The sequence below is a fragment of the Streptomyces sp. NBC_01390 genome (assembly GCF_045040105.1).
In the GTDB taxonomy this organism is placed as follows: Bacteria; Actinomycetota; Actinomycetes; order Streptomycetales; family Streptomycetaceae; genus Streptomyces.
Genome location: NZ_CP109551.1, coordinates 921244 through 936789, shown reverse-complemented (window position 1 = coordinate 936789; position 15546 = coordinate 921244). Strand labels below are relative to the sequence as shown.

The following is a 15546-nucleotide window of genomic DNA, read 5'->3' as shown; positions in this document are numbered from 1 at the left end:
GACTGCCTCCTCACGTTCGTGGCGCGAGCCGCGCCGCATCCGAAACCGCGTCGGCGCGCGCCCGGTCGACGACGTCGTGCATCTGGGTGAGCGAGGTGAGCTTGACGCGCGGTCGCCCGAGCGGTTCGCCCCTCGCCCGCTCGTGACGGTCGATCGACAGCCACGCGTTCCAGTCGACGGAGGCCGGAACACCACGGCGGATCCATGCCCGCACCTCGTCCGGCGCGGCACTCGCACGTCCGTTGAGCCGTCCCCGGCGCAGGTCGTCGAGAAGGGCCGTGACGGTGTTCTCGGCGTCCGACTTGTTCGTGCCGATCACCCCCGAGGGCCCGCGTTTGGCCCAGCCGACGACATACTCACCGGTCAGGGCCACGCTGTCGGGGCCCACCAGCCGGCCGGCGACGTTGCGCAGGACGCCGGTGTGCGGATCCAGCGGAAGGCCCTCGACCGGGCGCGCGCGATGACCGACCGCGCGTATGACGAGGTCACAGGGCAGCACCTCGTGCCGGTGGGTCGGCCGCGCGACGACGCGCCCGTCCGGATCGGCTTCCAGTACGTTGTGCGCGGTGCGGACCGCGCTCACGCGCTCGCCGGCGGGGTCACCCAGAAGTTCGACGGGCGAGCGCAGGAAGCGGAGTTCGATGCGCCGGCTGCCCGGTGAGGCCGGGCGCCGGGAGAACTCGGTGAGCAGCGCCAGCCGCCGTGCCGCCGGTGAGTCGGCCCCGTGAGCGGCCAGCTCCCGGGCACTGTGCGGGTCGAGCCGGAGCTCGGCCGGATCGACGACGACATCCACGCCGTCGAGCCGGCCCAGCTCCAGCAGCTCCGGTGTGCTGAAGGCGGACTGGACCGGGCCGCGCCGGCCGAGCACGCTCACCCGGCGCAGGGATGAGGCGGCGAGCGTGTCGATCGCCCGGTCAGAGGCGTCGGTTGTGCGAAGGGTCTCCTCGGGCAGTACGAGCATGCGTGCAACATCGAGCGCGACATTGCCGTTTCCCACGACCACGGCATGGGCGCCACCCAGGTCGAACCTCCGGTGCGCGTGGGCCGGGTGGCCGTTGTACCAGCAGACGAAGTGCGTGGCCGGATGCGATCCGGACAGGTCCTCGCCGGGGATGCCCAGCCGTGCGTCGAGTTCGGTGCCCATCGCGTACACGACCGCCGTGAACCGTTCGAGCACCTCGGCGCGGGTGATCGCCTCGCCGAACTCGACGCCGCCGAAGAAGCGGACAGCGGGATGCGCGGCCGTGCGCTCGAAGACGCGGGCCACAGACTTGATCTTGGGATGGTCGGGTGCGACGCCGGCTCGCACCAGCCCGTAGGGGGTCGGCAGGCAGTCGAAGAGATCGACGGCCATGCCCGCGCGCACGAGGTGATCGGTCGCGTAGAACCCTGATGGGCCGGCGCCTATGACGGCGATTCGGGGCGGGGGAGTCTGGGCCACGGCTCGGACCTTTCCGGCGACGACGTCGAGCGGAACCTGAACCGTTCCGGGCTTCGAAGGGGCTGTGGTGCACCATACCGTATCAATTACGGGAAGCTCCCTCCAGTGGTGGTGCGCAGTGCTGTCGGCCGAAGTCCGGGCGTGTTGGCGCAGCGGGCTCCCACGTCCTTGCCCCGATGTGGCGAGGTAGTTACAGTAGGGCTATCGGTATCGTCGATGAGGACGGAGGGCCACTATGCGGGCCCCTCTCGCGGTCGAACGTCTCGGGCAGGTGAACCTGTTCACGCGGTCCTTGGACGCGGAGCTGACTCTGCAGCAGGACGTTTTCGGCGCACGGGTTCTCCGGCGGTGGGGGGACGGGCCGGCGGGCAGCAGGCATGCCCTGGTCCTGATCCATCGCACCGGTGTCGAGACGTTCGCCCCGACCGCGCCGGGCGGGGCCGTCGCACTCCGGTCCGACGGCAACGGCTGGGATTCGCTGCAGTGGCAGGTGTCCTCCCTGGGCGATGCCGTCACGGCGCTGCGAGAGCACGGCGTCCGGGTCGGCGAAGACGCCGACGGCCGCGCCTTCGTGCGCCCAAAGGACATGCACGGCCTGGCGATCGGGCTCACTGACCGCCGCGCCGAGAGCCACGACCGCGACCTCGTGGACCGCGAACCCGCCTTCTGGTCGGACGAACATGCCCTCGGGCTCGTGGGCGGCGCGACCGTCAAGGTGGTCGCGGCACAGCCGGAGAAGGCCGCCGCCGATCTCGCCGCGCTGGTGGGCCGGGAGGCGTACGTCGTCGAGCGACGGCACCTGAACATGGCCGGGCACGGAGTGCGGTTCGACGACCATGCCGTCGAGTTCGTCGGCTCGGCGACCGGCTCGCGGGCGGACCTCGCCGGCGGCCATCTCGTCGAGCGCGGGGAGCGGATCTTCTGCCTGACCTTCACGGTGCGGGATCTGCTCGCGGCGCGGACGTTCCTGGTGGGAAGGGATGTGCGGTTCGAGCAGTTCGGCCGGCACAGTCTCCTCCTCGCCCCGGTCGACGCCGGGGGAGCGCGCATCGAGATCACCGACACCAACTGAGCCGCCTCCGCGTGTGATCGCGGAGTTCAGGCGAGGTGGGTGACACCTTGCTGACTGGAATGTGGAGGACCGCATGCTGCCACCTGATGCCCAGATCGTCTCCGTGGACGACCACGTCATCGAGCACCCGAACGTCTGGACCGACCGCCTGCCCAAGAAATACCGGGAGGCCGGCCCCCGGATCGAGCACCGGCCGGACGGCAGCGACGTATGGATCTACGAGGGCGCGCTCGCCGGCACACTGGCCCTCAACGCGGTGGCCGGCAAGGATCCCAAGGACTTCGGGCTCGATCCGCGCAGCTACGACGACATGCTTCCGGGCTGCCACGACATCCACGACCGCATCCGGGACATGGACCTCGAGGGCGTCTGGGCCCAGATGTGCTTCCCGAACATGGGCGGATTCGCCGGCAGCGGATTTGCGAAGTCGAAGGATCTCGACCTCGCGGCCGCGTGCGTCCGGGCCTACAACGACTTCATCCTGGACGAGTGGTGCGCGGCCTATCCCGAACGTCAGATTCCGCTGGTGATGGTGCCGTACTGGAACGTCGAGCAGAGCGTGGCCGAGATCGAGCGGACAGCGGCCAAGGGTGCCAAGAGCGTGACCTTCCCGGAACTGCCCGACCGGCGGGATCTGCCGTCATGGCACAGCGACCACTGGGACCCGGTGCTCGCGGCCGCCGCCGCCCACGACCTGCCGCTCTCGCTGCACTTCGGGTCGGGCGGTAGCCCGCAGGCCTCACCGGAGGCGATGAGCACGAACTTCACCGTGGGCATCTCGCTGTTCGGCCTCAACTCGATGTCCGCGACCGCGGAACTGCTGCTCTCGCCCGTCTTCCACAAGCACCCGAACCTCAAGGTCGCGCTGTCCGAGGGCGGGATCGGCTGGATGCCGTACATGCTTGAGCGCATCGACGTGGTGTGGGAGCGGCACCGCTGGTACAACGACGTCAACAAGGACGTCCGTCCCTCGGAACTGTTCAAGGACCACGTCTACGGGTGCTTCATCTCCGACCGGGCCGGTGTGTTCACGCGCCATCTGATCGGCGTGGAGAACATCATGTTCGAGAGCGACTACCCGCACTCCGACAGCAACTGGCCCCAGACCCGCAAGTTGCTCGAGAACGTCATGCTCGACGTTCCGGACGACGAGGTCCGCCTGATGGTGGAACTCAACGCCCGCCGTCTGTACAACTTCCCGCGCTCCGACGCCTGAGGCACAACACCGCCCCGCCCGGCCACCGACATGTGAGGGGACAGTGTCGGTGGCCGGGCGGGGCTGCGTCTGACGCCCGCGGCTGGGCCGTACTTGAAGAGCGGCGCGGGCCGACGGGTGCGCCGTGCACGCACCGGAAAGGCACGTCCGCGAGGAGTCACAGCGTGATGCCGACCAGCTTGGTGTCGAGGTACTCGTCGATGCCCTGCGGTCCGCCCTCGCGACCCAGCCCGCTGTGCTTCGTGCCGCCGAACGGCGCGGCGGCGCTCGTCGGGTTGATGTCGTTGATCCCCACGATGCCGAAGCGCAGCGCCTCGGTGACCCGCAAGGCGCGGGAGAGGTTCTCGGTGTAGACGTACGCCGCGAGACCGTAGGCCGTGTCATTGGCCATGGCGATGGCCTCGTCCTCGTCGTCGAAGGCGATGACCGGGGCGATCGGGCCGAAGGTCTCCTCGTGGTAGATGTCCATCCGTGGTGTCACGTCGGTCAGGATGGTGGGGGCGAAGAACCGGCCGCCCGGCAGGCGCGGGTCGGTGAGCCGTTCGCCGCCGGTCAGCACCTTCGCTCCGTGCCCGACGGCGTCTGCCACCTGCCGCCGCATCTTCGTCATGGCGGCCTCGTCGATCAGCGGGCCGATGCTGACGTCCTGGTCGAGCCCGTTGCCGGCCTTCATCGCGCTCACCCGCTGGACGAGGACGTCGAGGAAGTCGTCGACCAACTCCCGCTGGACGAACACCCGGTTGGGGCAGATGCACGCCTGACCGGTGTTGAGGAATTTCACCAGGCCGAGGCCCTTCGCGGCGCGCCGCGGGTCGGCGTCGCCGAAGACCAGGAACGGGGCGTGACCGCCGAGTTCGAGCGACACCCGCTTGACGGTCTGCGCGGCCTTGGCGCTCAGCATCATGCCGACCTCGGTCGACCCGGTGAACGTCAGCTTGCGGACGGCCGGGCTGTCCAGCAGGGCGTCGCCGACCGGCGCCGGGTCGCTCGTGGTGACCAGGTTGACGACACCCGCGGGCAGGCCTGCGTCGTGCAGCACCTGGAAGACCGCGACGGCGCACAGCGGGGTCTGCTCCGCCGGCTTGAGCACGATCGTGCACCCCGCGGCGATCGCCGGTGCCACCTTGCGTGTGATCATGGAGACCGGATAGTTCCATGGAGTGATCGCGGCGACCACGCCGACCGGCTGACGCATCGTCATGAAGCGGTGGCCGGCCCGCGAACTCGGGATGGTCGCGCCATAGACCCGCTTGGCCTCCTCGGCGTACCAGCTCAGGAAGTCCGCGGCGTAGCGCACCTCGTTGCGGGCCGCCTTCAGCGGCTTGCCCTGCTCCTTGGTCATGAGGACGGCGAGGTCCTCCGCGCGCTCCAGCATCAACGCGTGCGCGCGCTCCAGGTACGCCGCCCGCTCGTAGGCGGTCGTGCGCGACCACGAGGCGAACGCCGCCGTGGCGGAGTCGACCGCGCTCCGCGCCTCGGACGCCGATCCGTCCGAGGCCGCGCCCAGCACGGACCCGTCGGCGGGGTTGAACACGTCGAACTCCCGGCCCAAGGCGGCTGCCCGCCACGTTCCGTCGATGTACAGCGTGGCCGCGGAGGTCGACCGGGCGGAGTTCTCGGCAGTCATGGAGCGGGCCTCCAGATGGAAGTCGGATTGGCTTTACGGTATACCTTTCGGGATGTCTTGTCAGTGCGTGTGACCAGCATTTTTCGATGTCGCGGGTGTGACGTTTGCCGCGTTGTCGGGCGGCTCGGGAATTGAGATGGTTGGTGGACCATCAATCTGTTCGCCCGAGCCTCACGCTCGATGGCACCCCTTCGATGGGAACTCCATGACCGTCGAGCGCAATCACGTGGGCCTGTCCATGCCTTCGCTGACGCACGAGTGGGATGCCGATCTCGCCTCGGCGAACCCGCTCCGTTTTCCCGGCTACGACGCTCCGGCCCCGCAGGACGAGTCCGTCCGTACGGGTGTCGCCGAGCATCCCCGTGGTCCCCTCGTGGTGATCGAGTGCCGGTTCGACCGGCACGGTGGCACGATGGGTGTGGCCGCCGGTGAACGCATCGTGCGCGCTTTCGACCGAGCCCGAGAGGAGCGGCTGCCGGTCGCCGCGTTCGTGGCCAGCGGCGGTGCGCGGCTGCAGGAGGGCCTGGTCTCGCTGACCCAGATGGCGCGCACGGCCGGCGCTGTCGGGCGCCTTCGCCGCGCCGGCCTGCCGTTCGCCGCGGTGCTGCGGCCGCACACGACCGGCGGCGTCTACGCGTCCTGGGCCTCCCTCGCCGACGTCCTCGCCGCCGAGCCCGGGGCCACGATCGGATTCGCCGGTCCCCGGGTGGTCGCGCAGGTGACCGGCTCCTTCCCGCCCGCCGACTCGCACACCGCGCAGGCCGCCTACACGCAGGGGCGGGTCGACGCACTCGTCGGACCCGAGGCCCACTGGGTGTGGCTGGGCGACGCGCTGTACGGTCCCGGGCCGGCGCTGCGACTCCCGCCCGGGCGTCCGCTGCCGGCTCCCCGCAAGCCGATGCCCCGCGACCCCTGGGCCGCCGTCCTGCACGCGCGGGATCCCCGCCGCCCCTCGGGGCTGGAGTGGAGTGCCCTGCTGACCGAGGGCTGGGTGGAGCTGCGGGGAGGCGACCCGGCCGTCCGGGCCGGCCTGGCCGTCATGGCGGGCGAACGCCTCGTCGTCGTGGCGATGGACCGGCACAGCCGACCTGACGCGGCCGCGCGCGTACTCCCGGCCGGATTCCGCCTGGCCCAGCGCGCGTTCGACCTCGCCGAACGGTTGCGGCTGCCGGTGCTCACCTTGATCGACACTCCCGGCGCCGAGCCCGGACCGGCGGCCGAGGCCGACGGTGTGGCCGGTGAGATCGCCCGGACGCTGCTGGCGATGTCCGGCCTGACCGTGCCCACGGTGGCCGTGTGCGTCGGGGAGGGCGGCAGCGGAGGAGCCATGGCCTTCGCGTACACCGACCGCCTGTTCCTGCTGGAGGGATCGGTGTTCTCCGTCATCGGTCCGGAGCCGGGAGCCGCGGTCCTCTTTCGCGACGCGTCCCGGGCGGCGGAGCTGGCGCGGTCGTTCCGGCTGACCGCCGTGGAGCTCGCACGGCTCGGGGTGGTCGACGACGTGCTCCCGGACGGTGACGTGGGCGCGGTCCGGTCCGCGGTCCTCGTGGCCCTGCGCGAGGCGCACCCCGGCGAGCGGGACGCACGCATGGACAGGCTCGCCCGCAGCCACCTGCGAAGGCCCTCGATGATGTGCCGCCCGGAGTGAGTCCGGGCGGACGGCGCACGACCCGGCACACCGTGAAAGGAATGGTGGGATGAGTACTGCGATGTTCCTGGCCTGGAGCAGCCCGGCGGGCCCCGAGGCGGAGGACGAGTTCAACGACTGGTACGTCAACACGCATGTCCCGCAGGTGCGAGAGGCCGTCCCGGCCGTCACGGTCGTGCGCCGCTATGCGGTCCTGGGCACCGGTGAGCAGTCCGGGCCCCGGCGGTACCTGTGCTGCTACGAGCTGAGTGACGCCGATGCGGCGAGCGCGGCGCAGGCGCTGGCCGCGGCCTTCGACAACGGCCGGTTCGACATGTCCCCGGCGATGGACACGACCACCGCGCCACCCGACCTGCAGTTCCTCGTCCCGGTCGACTGACCCCTCGGTCCGATGTGCCGCGCCGGCATGTCCGGGCGCTGCGCAAGATGAGACTGTAAGCCTTACGATAAGCCATACGGAAGGGTTACCCGTCGGAGGGACGGTCGTGCGGAAGCAGGCGAAGAAGACCGGTGACTTCGGCATCGGCATGATGATCCACGCGGTCCACATGACCGATGACGTCACGAAGCTCAACCAGTTCTACGAGGACGTGTTCGGCGGCCTGGTCTACATGGGCGTCGACGAGCCCAACTTCCTCCCGCCGGAGGACAGGTGGGCCGGACTGATCATGATCAGCGACCTGTGCATCGAGACGATGGCACCCAACACGCCGGTCGATGCGACCAAGCCGGTCGGGAAGTTCTACACCAAGTTCGGTCAGCACCTGCACTCGGTCGGCTACCTGGTGGACGACCTGGTCGGGCTGGGCAACCGGATGATCGGGAAGGGCCTTTACATCGGCAGGCCGGGCGGCGGCAAGATCGAGGAGATGGACCCCGACACGCAGTACTTCTACCCGAGCCCACGCGACACCGCGGGCCTCATGGTCGAGCTGTGCAAGGTCCACATGCCGGACGACCCGCGCGAGCTCGGAACCTGGTCCTCACAGCGCAAGTTCTGGGAGACCAGCCACCCGCTCGGCATCAAGCGCATGCTGTACGTGACCCTCGGGGTGAAGGACCTCGAATCGGCGGTGAAGACCTACGTCGACGTCATGCAGGCCGTGCCGATCGCCGAGGGCGTCGACGGCGGCGGGCAGTACAAGTTCGCGACCGTCCACCTCGGCGACTGCCTGCTCCAGCTCGCCGAACCGCTCGGGCCTCACTCGCCGCTGGGCAGGCACGTCGCTCAGTGGGGCAACATGATCTACTCGATCACCTTCCGGGTCAACGACCTGGACTCGGCTCAGAAGTGGCTGAACGGCAAGGGCATCAGGACCTCCCGCCCGCGCCCCGGCCTGCTCGCCGCCGACCCGCAGGACACCTTCAACGCGCCGTACTTGTTCACCACGGACGTACTGGAGGGCGATCCGTTCGAGGAGTGATCCCGCGTATGCGTCGGGCCCGTGCGGAGTCCCTCCGCACGGGCCCGACATTGTCCGGGTACGCAAGGGCGCGTCACTCGGCGGTGATGAGGGCGCAGCCGGAGAACGGGCCGACGGCGTTGCTCACCACGCCGGCCGTCGGCCGGCCCGGCAGCGCGCGCTCACCCGCCGTACCGCGCAGTTGACGGGTGACCTCGATGAAGTAGTTCGCGCCGTGCCGGCGTCCGATGTTGCAGGCGCCGCCGTCGGTGTTGGTCGGGATGACCCCGTCGGCCCGGGTGTGCCCGGACGACACGAACGGACCGCTCTCGCCGATGCCGCAGAAGCCGAGCGCCTCCAGCCACTGCAGTGCGATGAAGGAGAAGCCGTCGTACAGCCCCGCCACGCCCACGTCCGACGGCTTCAGGTCCGTGCGCGACCACATGCGCCGGGCGGCCCGGAACGGGGACGACTGCGTCATGTCCTCGACCAGGCTGAAGTCGCTCTCCTGGGTGGTGCCCATCGCCCAGGACTCGAAGAACACCGGCTTTTGGCGCAGGTCGCGCGCCCGCTCCTCGGTGGTGAAAATGAGTGCCGAGCTTGAGTCGACCGGGTAGTCGCAGTCCAGCAACCGCAGGGGCGCGGCGATGTAGCGCGCGCTCAGGTAGTCGTCGATGGTGAGCGGTTCGGTGAAGAAGGACTCGGACGGGTTGGCGATCGCGTACTCGCGCTGGGCGACGGCGAAGGCGCCGAAGTCCTCTTCCTTGGTGCCGTACATCGCCATGTGCCGCTGCATGTACAGCCCGGCCCAGTGGGAGCCGGTGAAGGAGCCGTAGGGCATGGTGAACTGGAAAGGCCCGGGCGCGCCGCGTTCCATGCCCGGGACCAGCGAACTGCCACCCGCCGCGCCCGCGCGATGCACGGTGCGCAGGGTCAGGACCGTCTCGGCGCTGCCGGAGGCGATGGCGGCGATGGCGTGCTGCGCGGCCATCGAGTAGGCGGCGCCGTCGACCGACCCGGAGTAGAACGCCAGGTCGGGGATGCCCAGCATCGCCGCGGTGTGTGTCGCCGACACGTACTGGTGCGGAAAGCTGTGCACGACGACGCCGTCGATGTCGGCCGGCTTGACACCGGCATCCTCCATCGCGGCGATGGACGCCTGGGCGGTGAGGGTGTCCAGCGACAGGCCGGTGTCACGGCCCACCGTCGAGTAGCCGACGCCGACGATCGCGACGCGCTGTTTCTTGGGCACGGGAGTCCTTTGGGGGTGGTTGTCGGTCAGGCCCGTACCAGACGGAAGACGGGCAGGTCGATCTCGTCGCTGAGGGCGCGGAAGCACACCTCGACCGGATCACCCACGTTCACGCCGTCGGCCGGGAGATCGACGATGTTGGTCAGGAGCTTCAGCCCCGGCCGCTCGTCGAGTTCGACCACGGCGATGCACAACGGGAGCTTGTCGGCGAAGGAGGGGTGGAACGCCTGCGTCGCCGTCGTGTAGCTGTAGACGGTCCCGCGGCCGGACACCTCGGCTCCGCCGAGGTCGAAGGAAAGGCAGGAGTGGCACACCGGCTCGGGCGGATGCTGGTAGGTGCCGCAGGCCGAACAACGCTGGATCATAAGCTCACGGCGGCGGGCGGCCTCCCAGAAGAAGCTGGTCAGCTCGTCCGGAGCAGGCAGTAGAGGCGGTGACTCGGTCATGCCCGGTCTCCCTGTCGGTAGGCCTGTCGGTAGGGGGAACGCATTGCTAGCGTGTCATACAGTAAGCCATGCCGTATCCTCGTCGAGGTCTCTGGTCGCCTTCTCGAGCGCCTAGCGCTCAGACTCCCGGTGAGGATCGAATCGTGCCGAACGAAAAGCGGCAGACGACCCGGCACCGTCGCAAGCGCGGGTCGATCAGTGCCGACGAAATAGTGGAGGGCGCCTTCGCGGTCGCTCGTCGGCGCTCCCTGGACCAACTGAGCATGCCGTCTCTCGCCGAGCATCTGGGCATCGGTGTGACCAGCCTCTACTGGTACTTCCGAAAGAAGTCCGACCTGCTCGGCGCGATGACGGACGTCGCGGTCGACCGGTTCCTCACCCGGATGCCCGCGGTACGTACCGAGGACAGCTGGCAGCGGGCCATGCTTGAGCATTTCACCGCGCAGCGCACCGTCCACCGGGAGGACGAGGTTCTCTCCGACCTGCTGCTGACCCGGACGTCCAGCTACGGCGCCGAGGCGACGCGGCGGACGATGGAGCTGATCGAGGCCATGGTCGGCAAGCTCGTCGACGCCGGGTTCACCCCTGACGCCGCCATGCTGGCGTACAACGCCTTCTCGGTGTACACGCGGGGCCACATCATCCACGACCGCCTCCTGCGCCGGTCGAACACGCCCACCCTGGACCAGCGGCAACAGCGCATGACCGACTGGTCCTCGATGCCGGTCCTGGCGAGTCTGCTCGACCGGCATCCGCTCGCCGGCACCACGGACGAGGACTTCGCCTTCTCGGCCGCCCGGTTGCTGTGCGGCTTCGAGGTGGCGCTCGCCGAGCAGGGCGAGCAGACCTGACCCGCCGGGCCGACCGGGCGTGGGTCAGAGGTTGAATCGCTGGGTCAGAGGTTGAACCGCAGCGCGCCGTCGATGCGGATCACGGTGCCGTTGAGATAGTCGTTCTCGGCGATGTGCACGGCGAGCCGGGCGTATTCGTCGGCGTGTCCCATGCGCTTGGGGTTGGGCACCCCCGGCCCCCATTTGGCCTGTGCCTCCTCTTCGGTCATGCCGTAGGCGGGCGTGAAGAAGGTGCCGGGGGCGATGCACATGACGCGCACCCCCGCGGGGACGAGGTCCCGTGCCGCGGTGAGGGTGAGCCCGATGACGCCACCCTTGGCCGCGGAGTAGTCGCTCTGCCCCGCCAGGCCCTCGAAGCCGGCGATGCTCGCGGTGGAGACGACGACGCCGCGCTGGCCGGAGTCGAGCGGCTCGTTGTGGGTCATCGCCGCGGCGGCCTTGCTCATCACGCGGTAGGTGCCGGTGAGGAAGATGTCCATCGTCCGGGCGAAGATGTCGGCCGAGTACGGGATGCCGTCCCGGCCGACCATCCGGCGCCCGGCCGCCGGACCGCCGTGGACGATGACGGCCGTGCGCAGCGGCCCCAGCTCGGTCGCGGCGGCGACCGCCTGGTCCACCGACTCGTCCTTGGTGACGTCGGTGGGCACGAAGACCACGGCGTCGCCGAGTTCGGCGGCCAGGGCCTTGCCCTTGTCCTCGGCGAGGTCGGCCACCACCACCTTCACGCCGGCCTCCACCAGGCGGCGGGTGGTCGCCTCGCCGAAGCCGCCGGCGCCGCCGGTCACGAGTGCGGACGATCCGGAAAGATCCACGATTCCTCCTGGGGAAGACGCGCCCCGGCGGCGTTCCGTCGGGCGGCGGCGGGTCGATGCCCCGACTGGAAACAGCAGGGTTCGATTCACCGGAAGTACTGTACTGTTGCAGCAACAGTATTGACTACTGTTTCGCGTCGGCCATCAGGGCGCCGCGGACCCGAGGCCATCACCCCAGAGAGGTGCACGTGTCCGCTCCAGTCATCGTCAGCGCAGTACGCACTGCCATCGGCACCGCCCGCAAGGGCACTCTCGCCAACACCGACGGCGAGACCCTCGCCTCGGCGATCGTCGAGGAGACGGTGCGCCGATCGGGGCTCGAACCCCAGCGGTTCGACGACATCCTGCTCGCGGAGAGTCAGTACGGAGGCGGTGACCTGGCGCGCTACGCCGCCGTCGTGAACGGCATGCTGGACGTGCCCGGCGTCGCGCTCAACCGGCACTGCGCCGGCAGTCTCACCTCCATCGGCCTGGCGGCCGCGTCGGTGCAGTCCGGCATGGAGTCGGCGCTCGTGGCCGGTGGTGTGCAGGCGACCTCGATGGCGCCGCGGCTCAGGCAGCGGGTCGCCGGCACGGCCGACGAGTACGCCGACTGGTATCCCGCGTCGCACCCGAACTCGCCCGAGGCGCCCAACTTTGACATGTCGATCTCGGTCGGCTGGAACACCGCCAAGGCCGTCGGCATCACCCGCGAGGAACAGGACGCCTGGGCCTGCCGGTCGCACCAGCGCGCGGTCGCGGCGATCGACGCCGGCAAGTTCGCCGACGAGATCGTGCCGCTCAAGTTGGACGGCCCGGGCGGCGCCCCGGTCGAGTTCGCCGTGGACGAGCACCCCCGGCGCGACACCTCGTTGGCGAGGCTGGCCTCGCTGAAGGTGCTGCACCCCGAGATCCCGGGCTTCTCCATCACCGCGGGCAACTCCAGCGGCATCAACGACGCCGCCGCCGCGGTGGCCGTGACCGGCGCGGAAGTGGCCTTTGACGAGGGGCTCACGCCACTGGCGAAGATCCTCGCCTGGGGCGCGGCCGGGGTCGACCCGGCGCTGATGGGCTTCGGGGCGCTGCGCGCGGCCGACAAGGTGCTGCGGCGAGCCGGACTGACGTACGCCGATGTGACGCTGTGGGAGATCAATGAGGCGTTCGCCGCCGTCCCGATCGCCGCCTGCAAGGAGTTCGGGCTGGACGAGGAGCGGGTGAACTTCAGCGGCAGCGGGTGCAGCCTCGGCCACCCGGTGGCCGCGTCCGGTGCCCGCATGGTCGTCACGCTCGTGCACGAGTTGCGGCGGCGCGGCGGCGGTCTCGGGCTCGCGACCATGTGCGCCGGTGGCGGCCAGGGCGGCGCGGTCCTCATTGAGGTCTGAATCGGCTGAACGGGCGCCTGGAATTCACTACTGTAAATCTTACGGTATAAGGAGCGGTCGACGGTGGGTCGGCCGGTCCCAGCATCGAGGAGTCGCCCGATGGGGCTTGCCATCACCGAGGAACACCAGGCGCTCGCGGCCGTCGTCCGCTCCTTCGCCGCCGATCAGCGGGTCAGGAGCGGCGCGCGTGCCGCGCTGGACGCGGACGCTCCCGCCGTACCCGAGACGTGGAAGCGGATCGGCGACCTGGGCTGGCTGAGCCTGCACCTGCCGGAGCAGGCGGGCGGCTCCGGCTTCGGCCTTCCGGAACTCGCCGTCGTCGTCGACGAACTGGGTCACGCGATCACGCCCGGCCCGCTCCTGGCCACCGCCACCGCCTCCGCGGTCCTGTCCGCGACCGGGGGTGACTCGCTGCACGAGTTCGTCACCCGGCTGGGCGACGGCTCGGCCGTCGCCGGACTCGGGCTCAAAGCCGGACTGACCCGCGACGGCGACGGCGCGTACAGCGGCGAGCTGACGGTGCTCGCCGGGCGATGGGCCGACGTGCTGCTCCTCGCGGCCGGCGACGACCTGCTGATTACCCCCACCACCGACGCGGCGGTCGACGTGGTCCCGGTGAAGGGCCTGGATCCGTCGCTGGGGCTCGCCAAGGTCTCCGTCACCGGGCTGGTCCCGGCCGACGGCCATGTCCTCGCCGGCGCCCTCGGCCCGGCGGTCGCGATGTTCCGGACGCTGGCCGCCGCCGAGGCCGCCGGCGGGGCGCGGGGCTGCCTGGACCTCGCGCTGGAATACGCCCGGGTGCGAGAGCAGTTCGGCCGGACCATCGGCAGCTTCCAGGCCGTCAAACACCACCTGGCCGACATGCTGGTCGCCGTCGAGTTGGCCACCGCGCTCGCCTGGGACGCGGCCCGAGGAGCGGCCGCACCGGCCGAAGCGGAGCTGGCGGCCGCGGCGGCGGCCGGCCTGGCCCTGCGCAGCTACCAGGAGTGCGCGCACAAGGCCGTCCAGATCTTCGGCGGCATCGGCTTCACCTGGGAGCACGACGCCCACCTCCACCTCAGGCGCGCGGCGGCGCTCCGGGCCGTGGTGACCGCCCTGGGCTCGGCCGAGGACGACGTCTACGACGCCACCCACGCCGGCGTACGGCGGCAGTTCGCGGTCGAACTGCCCGAGGAGGCCGACACCCATCGTGCCGAGGCCCGCGCCTTCCTCGACCGGTACCGCGCCGCTCCGGAGGAAGAACGCCGGGCGCTGCTCGTGTCCTCGGGATACCTGGTGCCGCACTGGGCCGAGCCGTTCGGACGCGGGGCGGGCGCGATCGAGCAGCTCGTCCTGGAGGAGGAGCTGGCCGGGATCGAGATGCCCTCGCTGGGCATCGGCGGATGGGTGCTGCTGACGCTCACCCAGACCGCGGACCAGGAACAGATCGAGCGGTGGATCACCCCGAGCCTGCTCGGCGAACTGCGGTGGTGCCAGCTGTTCAGCGAACCGGACGCCGGCTCCGACGCGGCCGCCGTGCGAACCCGCGCCGAACGCGTCGAGGGCGGCTGGCGGGTGACCGGCCAGAAGGTGTGGACCAGCGGCGCGCAGGACTGCAACCGGGGCCTCGCGACGGTACGGACCGACCCGGAGGCGCCCAAGCACCGGGGCATCACGGCGATGGTCGTCGACCTCACCGCGCCCGGCGTCGAGATCCGGCCGCTGCGCGAGATCACCGGGGACGCGCTGTTCAACGAGGTCTTCTTCGACGACGTGTTCGTCCCCGACGCCGACATCGTCGGTGAGCCGGGCGGCGGCTGGAAGGTCGCCCGGGCGACTCTCGGCAACGAGCGGGTGACGATCGGCGGCGGGTCGTCCGCGCGCCTTTCGGCCTTCGAACTGACCGACCTCGCGCTGCGGCACGGCGCGCTCGACGCCGAAAGCCGGCGGGCGATCGCCCGGCTCCTCGTCGAGGAGCAGGCGATGCGGGTGATCAACCTGCGCCAGGCGACGCGTGCCGTCACCGGGGCGGGGCCGGGCGCGGAAGGCAACGTGACCAAGCTGCTGTCGGCCGAGCACGCCCAGCGCGTGAGCGAGCTGGCGCTGCGGCTGTGCGGCACGGCCGCCGTCACCGGGGACGAACCGGAGATCGCCGTGGAGTACCTGTTCGACCGGTGCCTGACGATCGCCGGCGGCACCTCGGAGATCACCCGCAACGTCATCGCCGAACGCATACTCGGCCTGCCCCGCGACCCACTGGTGCGCTGACCGGGCAGGGAGCGGGACACGGCGGGCCCGTCCCCGGTCACCGGGGACGGGCCCGCCGTGTGACGACGTCAGTCCAGCTCGACGACGCTCTTGGCCGGCTGCGTCTTGCCCGTGCCGCCGGACCCTCGACGACGACCGGCTTGCCGAGGCGTTCGGCCAGCTGCACGACA

13 protein-coding genes are annotated in these 15546 nt (G+C 70.4%); 8 read left to right on the top strand and 5 right to left on the bottom strand.

The features are described from left to right. Positions 1–10 precede the first annotated feature (10 nt). Positions 11–1441, bottom strand: coding sequence for an FAD-dependent oxidoreductase (locus OG241_RS04040; protein ID WP_405813691.1), 1431 nt, complete (start codon positions 1439–1441; stop codon positions 11–13). 235 nt (positions 1442–1676) lie between these two features. On the opposite strand from OG241_RS04040, the gene OG241_RS04035 reads away from it, so the two are divergent. Together OG241_RS04035 and OG241_RS04030 are read left to right on the top strand one after the other, a co-directional pair. Further along, the gene (locus OG241_RS04035; RefSeq protein ID WP_328974880.1) at positions 1677–2513 is read left to right on the top strand and encodes a hypothetical protein; all 837 of its coding nucleotides are present in this window, start codon (positions 1677–1679) and stop codon (positions 2511–2513) included. A gap of 73 nt (positions 2514–2586) precedes the next feature. Continuing rightward, the gene (locus OG241_RS04030; RefSeq protein ID WP_266586732.1) at positions 2587–3729 is read left to right on the top strand and encodes an amidohydrolase family protein; all 1143 of its coding nucleotides are present in this window, start codon (positions 2587–2589) and stop codon (positions 3727–3729) included. Positions 3730–3886: 157 nt separating this feature from the next. Here OG241_RS04030 and OG241_RS04025 read toward each other — a convergent pair whose 3' ends face one another. Further along, complete coding sequence (locus OG241_RS04025) at positions 3887–5356, bottom strand: NAD-dependent succinate-semialdehyde dehydrogenase (RefSeq protein WP_405813690.1); 1470 nt, start codon at positions 5354–5356, stop codon at positions 3887–3889. 205 nt (positions 5357–5561) lie between these two features. Between OG241_RS04025 and OG241_RS04020 the strand changes: the two genes are divergently transcribed. From OG241_RS04020 to OG241_RS04010, 3 genes are all read left to right on the top strand, one after another. Further along, positions 5562–7004, top strand: coding sequence for a carboxyl transferase domain-containing protein (locus OG241_RS04020; protein WP_266586736.1), 1443 nt, complete (start codon positions 5562–5564; stop codon positions 7002–7004). Between the two features lie 49 nt (positions 7005–7053). Continuing rightward, positions 7054–7383 (top strand): hypothetical protein, encoded by a 330-nt coding sequence (locus OG241_RS04015; protein WP_405813689.1) that lies wholly within the window; start codon positions 7054–7056, stop codon positions 7381–7383. Positions 7384–7489: 106 nt separating this feature from the next. Then, on the top strand, positions 7490–8428 hold the full coding sequence (locus OG241_RS04010) for a VOC family protein (RefSeq protein WP_405813688.1): 939 nt from the start codon (positions 7490–7492) through the stop codon (positions 8426–8428). A gap of 73 nt (positions 8429–8501) precedes the next feature. On the opposite strand, the gene OG241_RS04005 is transcribed toward OG241_RS04010, so the two are convergent. Beyond that, positions 8502–9659, bottom strand: coding sequence for a thiolase family protein (locus OG241_RS04005; protein ID WP_266531566.1), 1158 nt, complete (start codon positions 9657–9659; stop codon positions 8502–8504). 26 nt (positions 9660–9685) lie between these two features. After that, a complete protein-coding gene (locus OG241_RS04000; RefSeq protein WP_405813686.1) occupies positions 9686–10105 on the bottom strand; it encodes a Zn-ribbon domain-containing OB-fold protein in 420 nt (139 codons plus the stop codon). Between the two features lie 143 nt (positions 10106–10248). Between OG241_RS04000 and OG241_RS03995 the strand changes: the two genes are divergently transcribed. Next, complete coding sequence (locus OG241_RS03995) at positions 10249–10956, top strand: TetR/AcrR family transcriptional regulator (protein WP_266586744.1); 708 nt, start codon at positions 10249–10251, stop codon at positions 10954–10956. Between the two features lie 44 nt (positions 10957–11000). On the opposite strand, the gene OG241_RS03990 is transcribed toward OG241_RS03995, so the two are convergent. After that, the gene (locus OG241_RS03990) at positions 11001–11768 is read right to left on the bottom strand and encodes an SDR family NAD(P)-dependent oxidoreductase (RefSeq protein WP_405813684.1); all 768 of its coding nucleotides are present in this window, start codon (positions 11766–11768) and stop codon (positions 11001–11003) included. Positions 11769–11956: 188 nt separating this feature from the next. Here OG241_RS03990 and OG241_RS03985 point away from each other — a divergent pair, with 188 nt between their 5' ends. Both OG241_RS03985 and OG241_RS03980 read left to right on the top strand, forming a co-directional pair. Beyond that, positions 11957–13129: a thiolase family protein gene (locus tag OG241_RS03985; RefSeq protein ID WP_266531574.1), complete on the top strand. Its 1173-nt coding sequence runs from the start codon at positions 11957–11959 to the stop codon at positions 13127–13129. 99 nt (positions 13130–13228) lie between these two features. Next, the gene (locus tag OG241_RS03980) at positions 13229–15376 is read left to right on the top strand and encodes an acyl-CoA dehydrogenase (protein ID WP_405813683.1); all 2148 of its coding nucleotides are present in this window, start codon (positions 13229–13231) and stop codon (positions 15374–15376) included. The last annotated feature ends 170 nt before the right edge of the window (positions 15377–15546 follow it).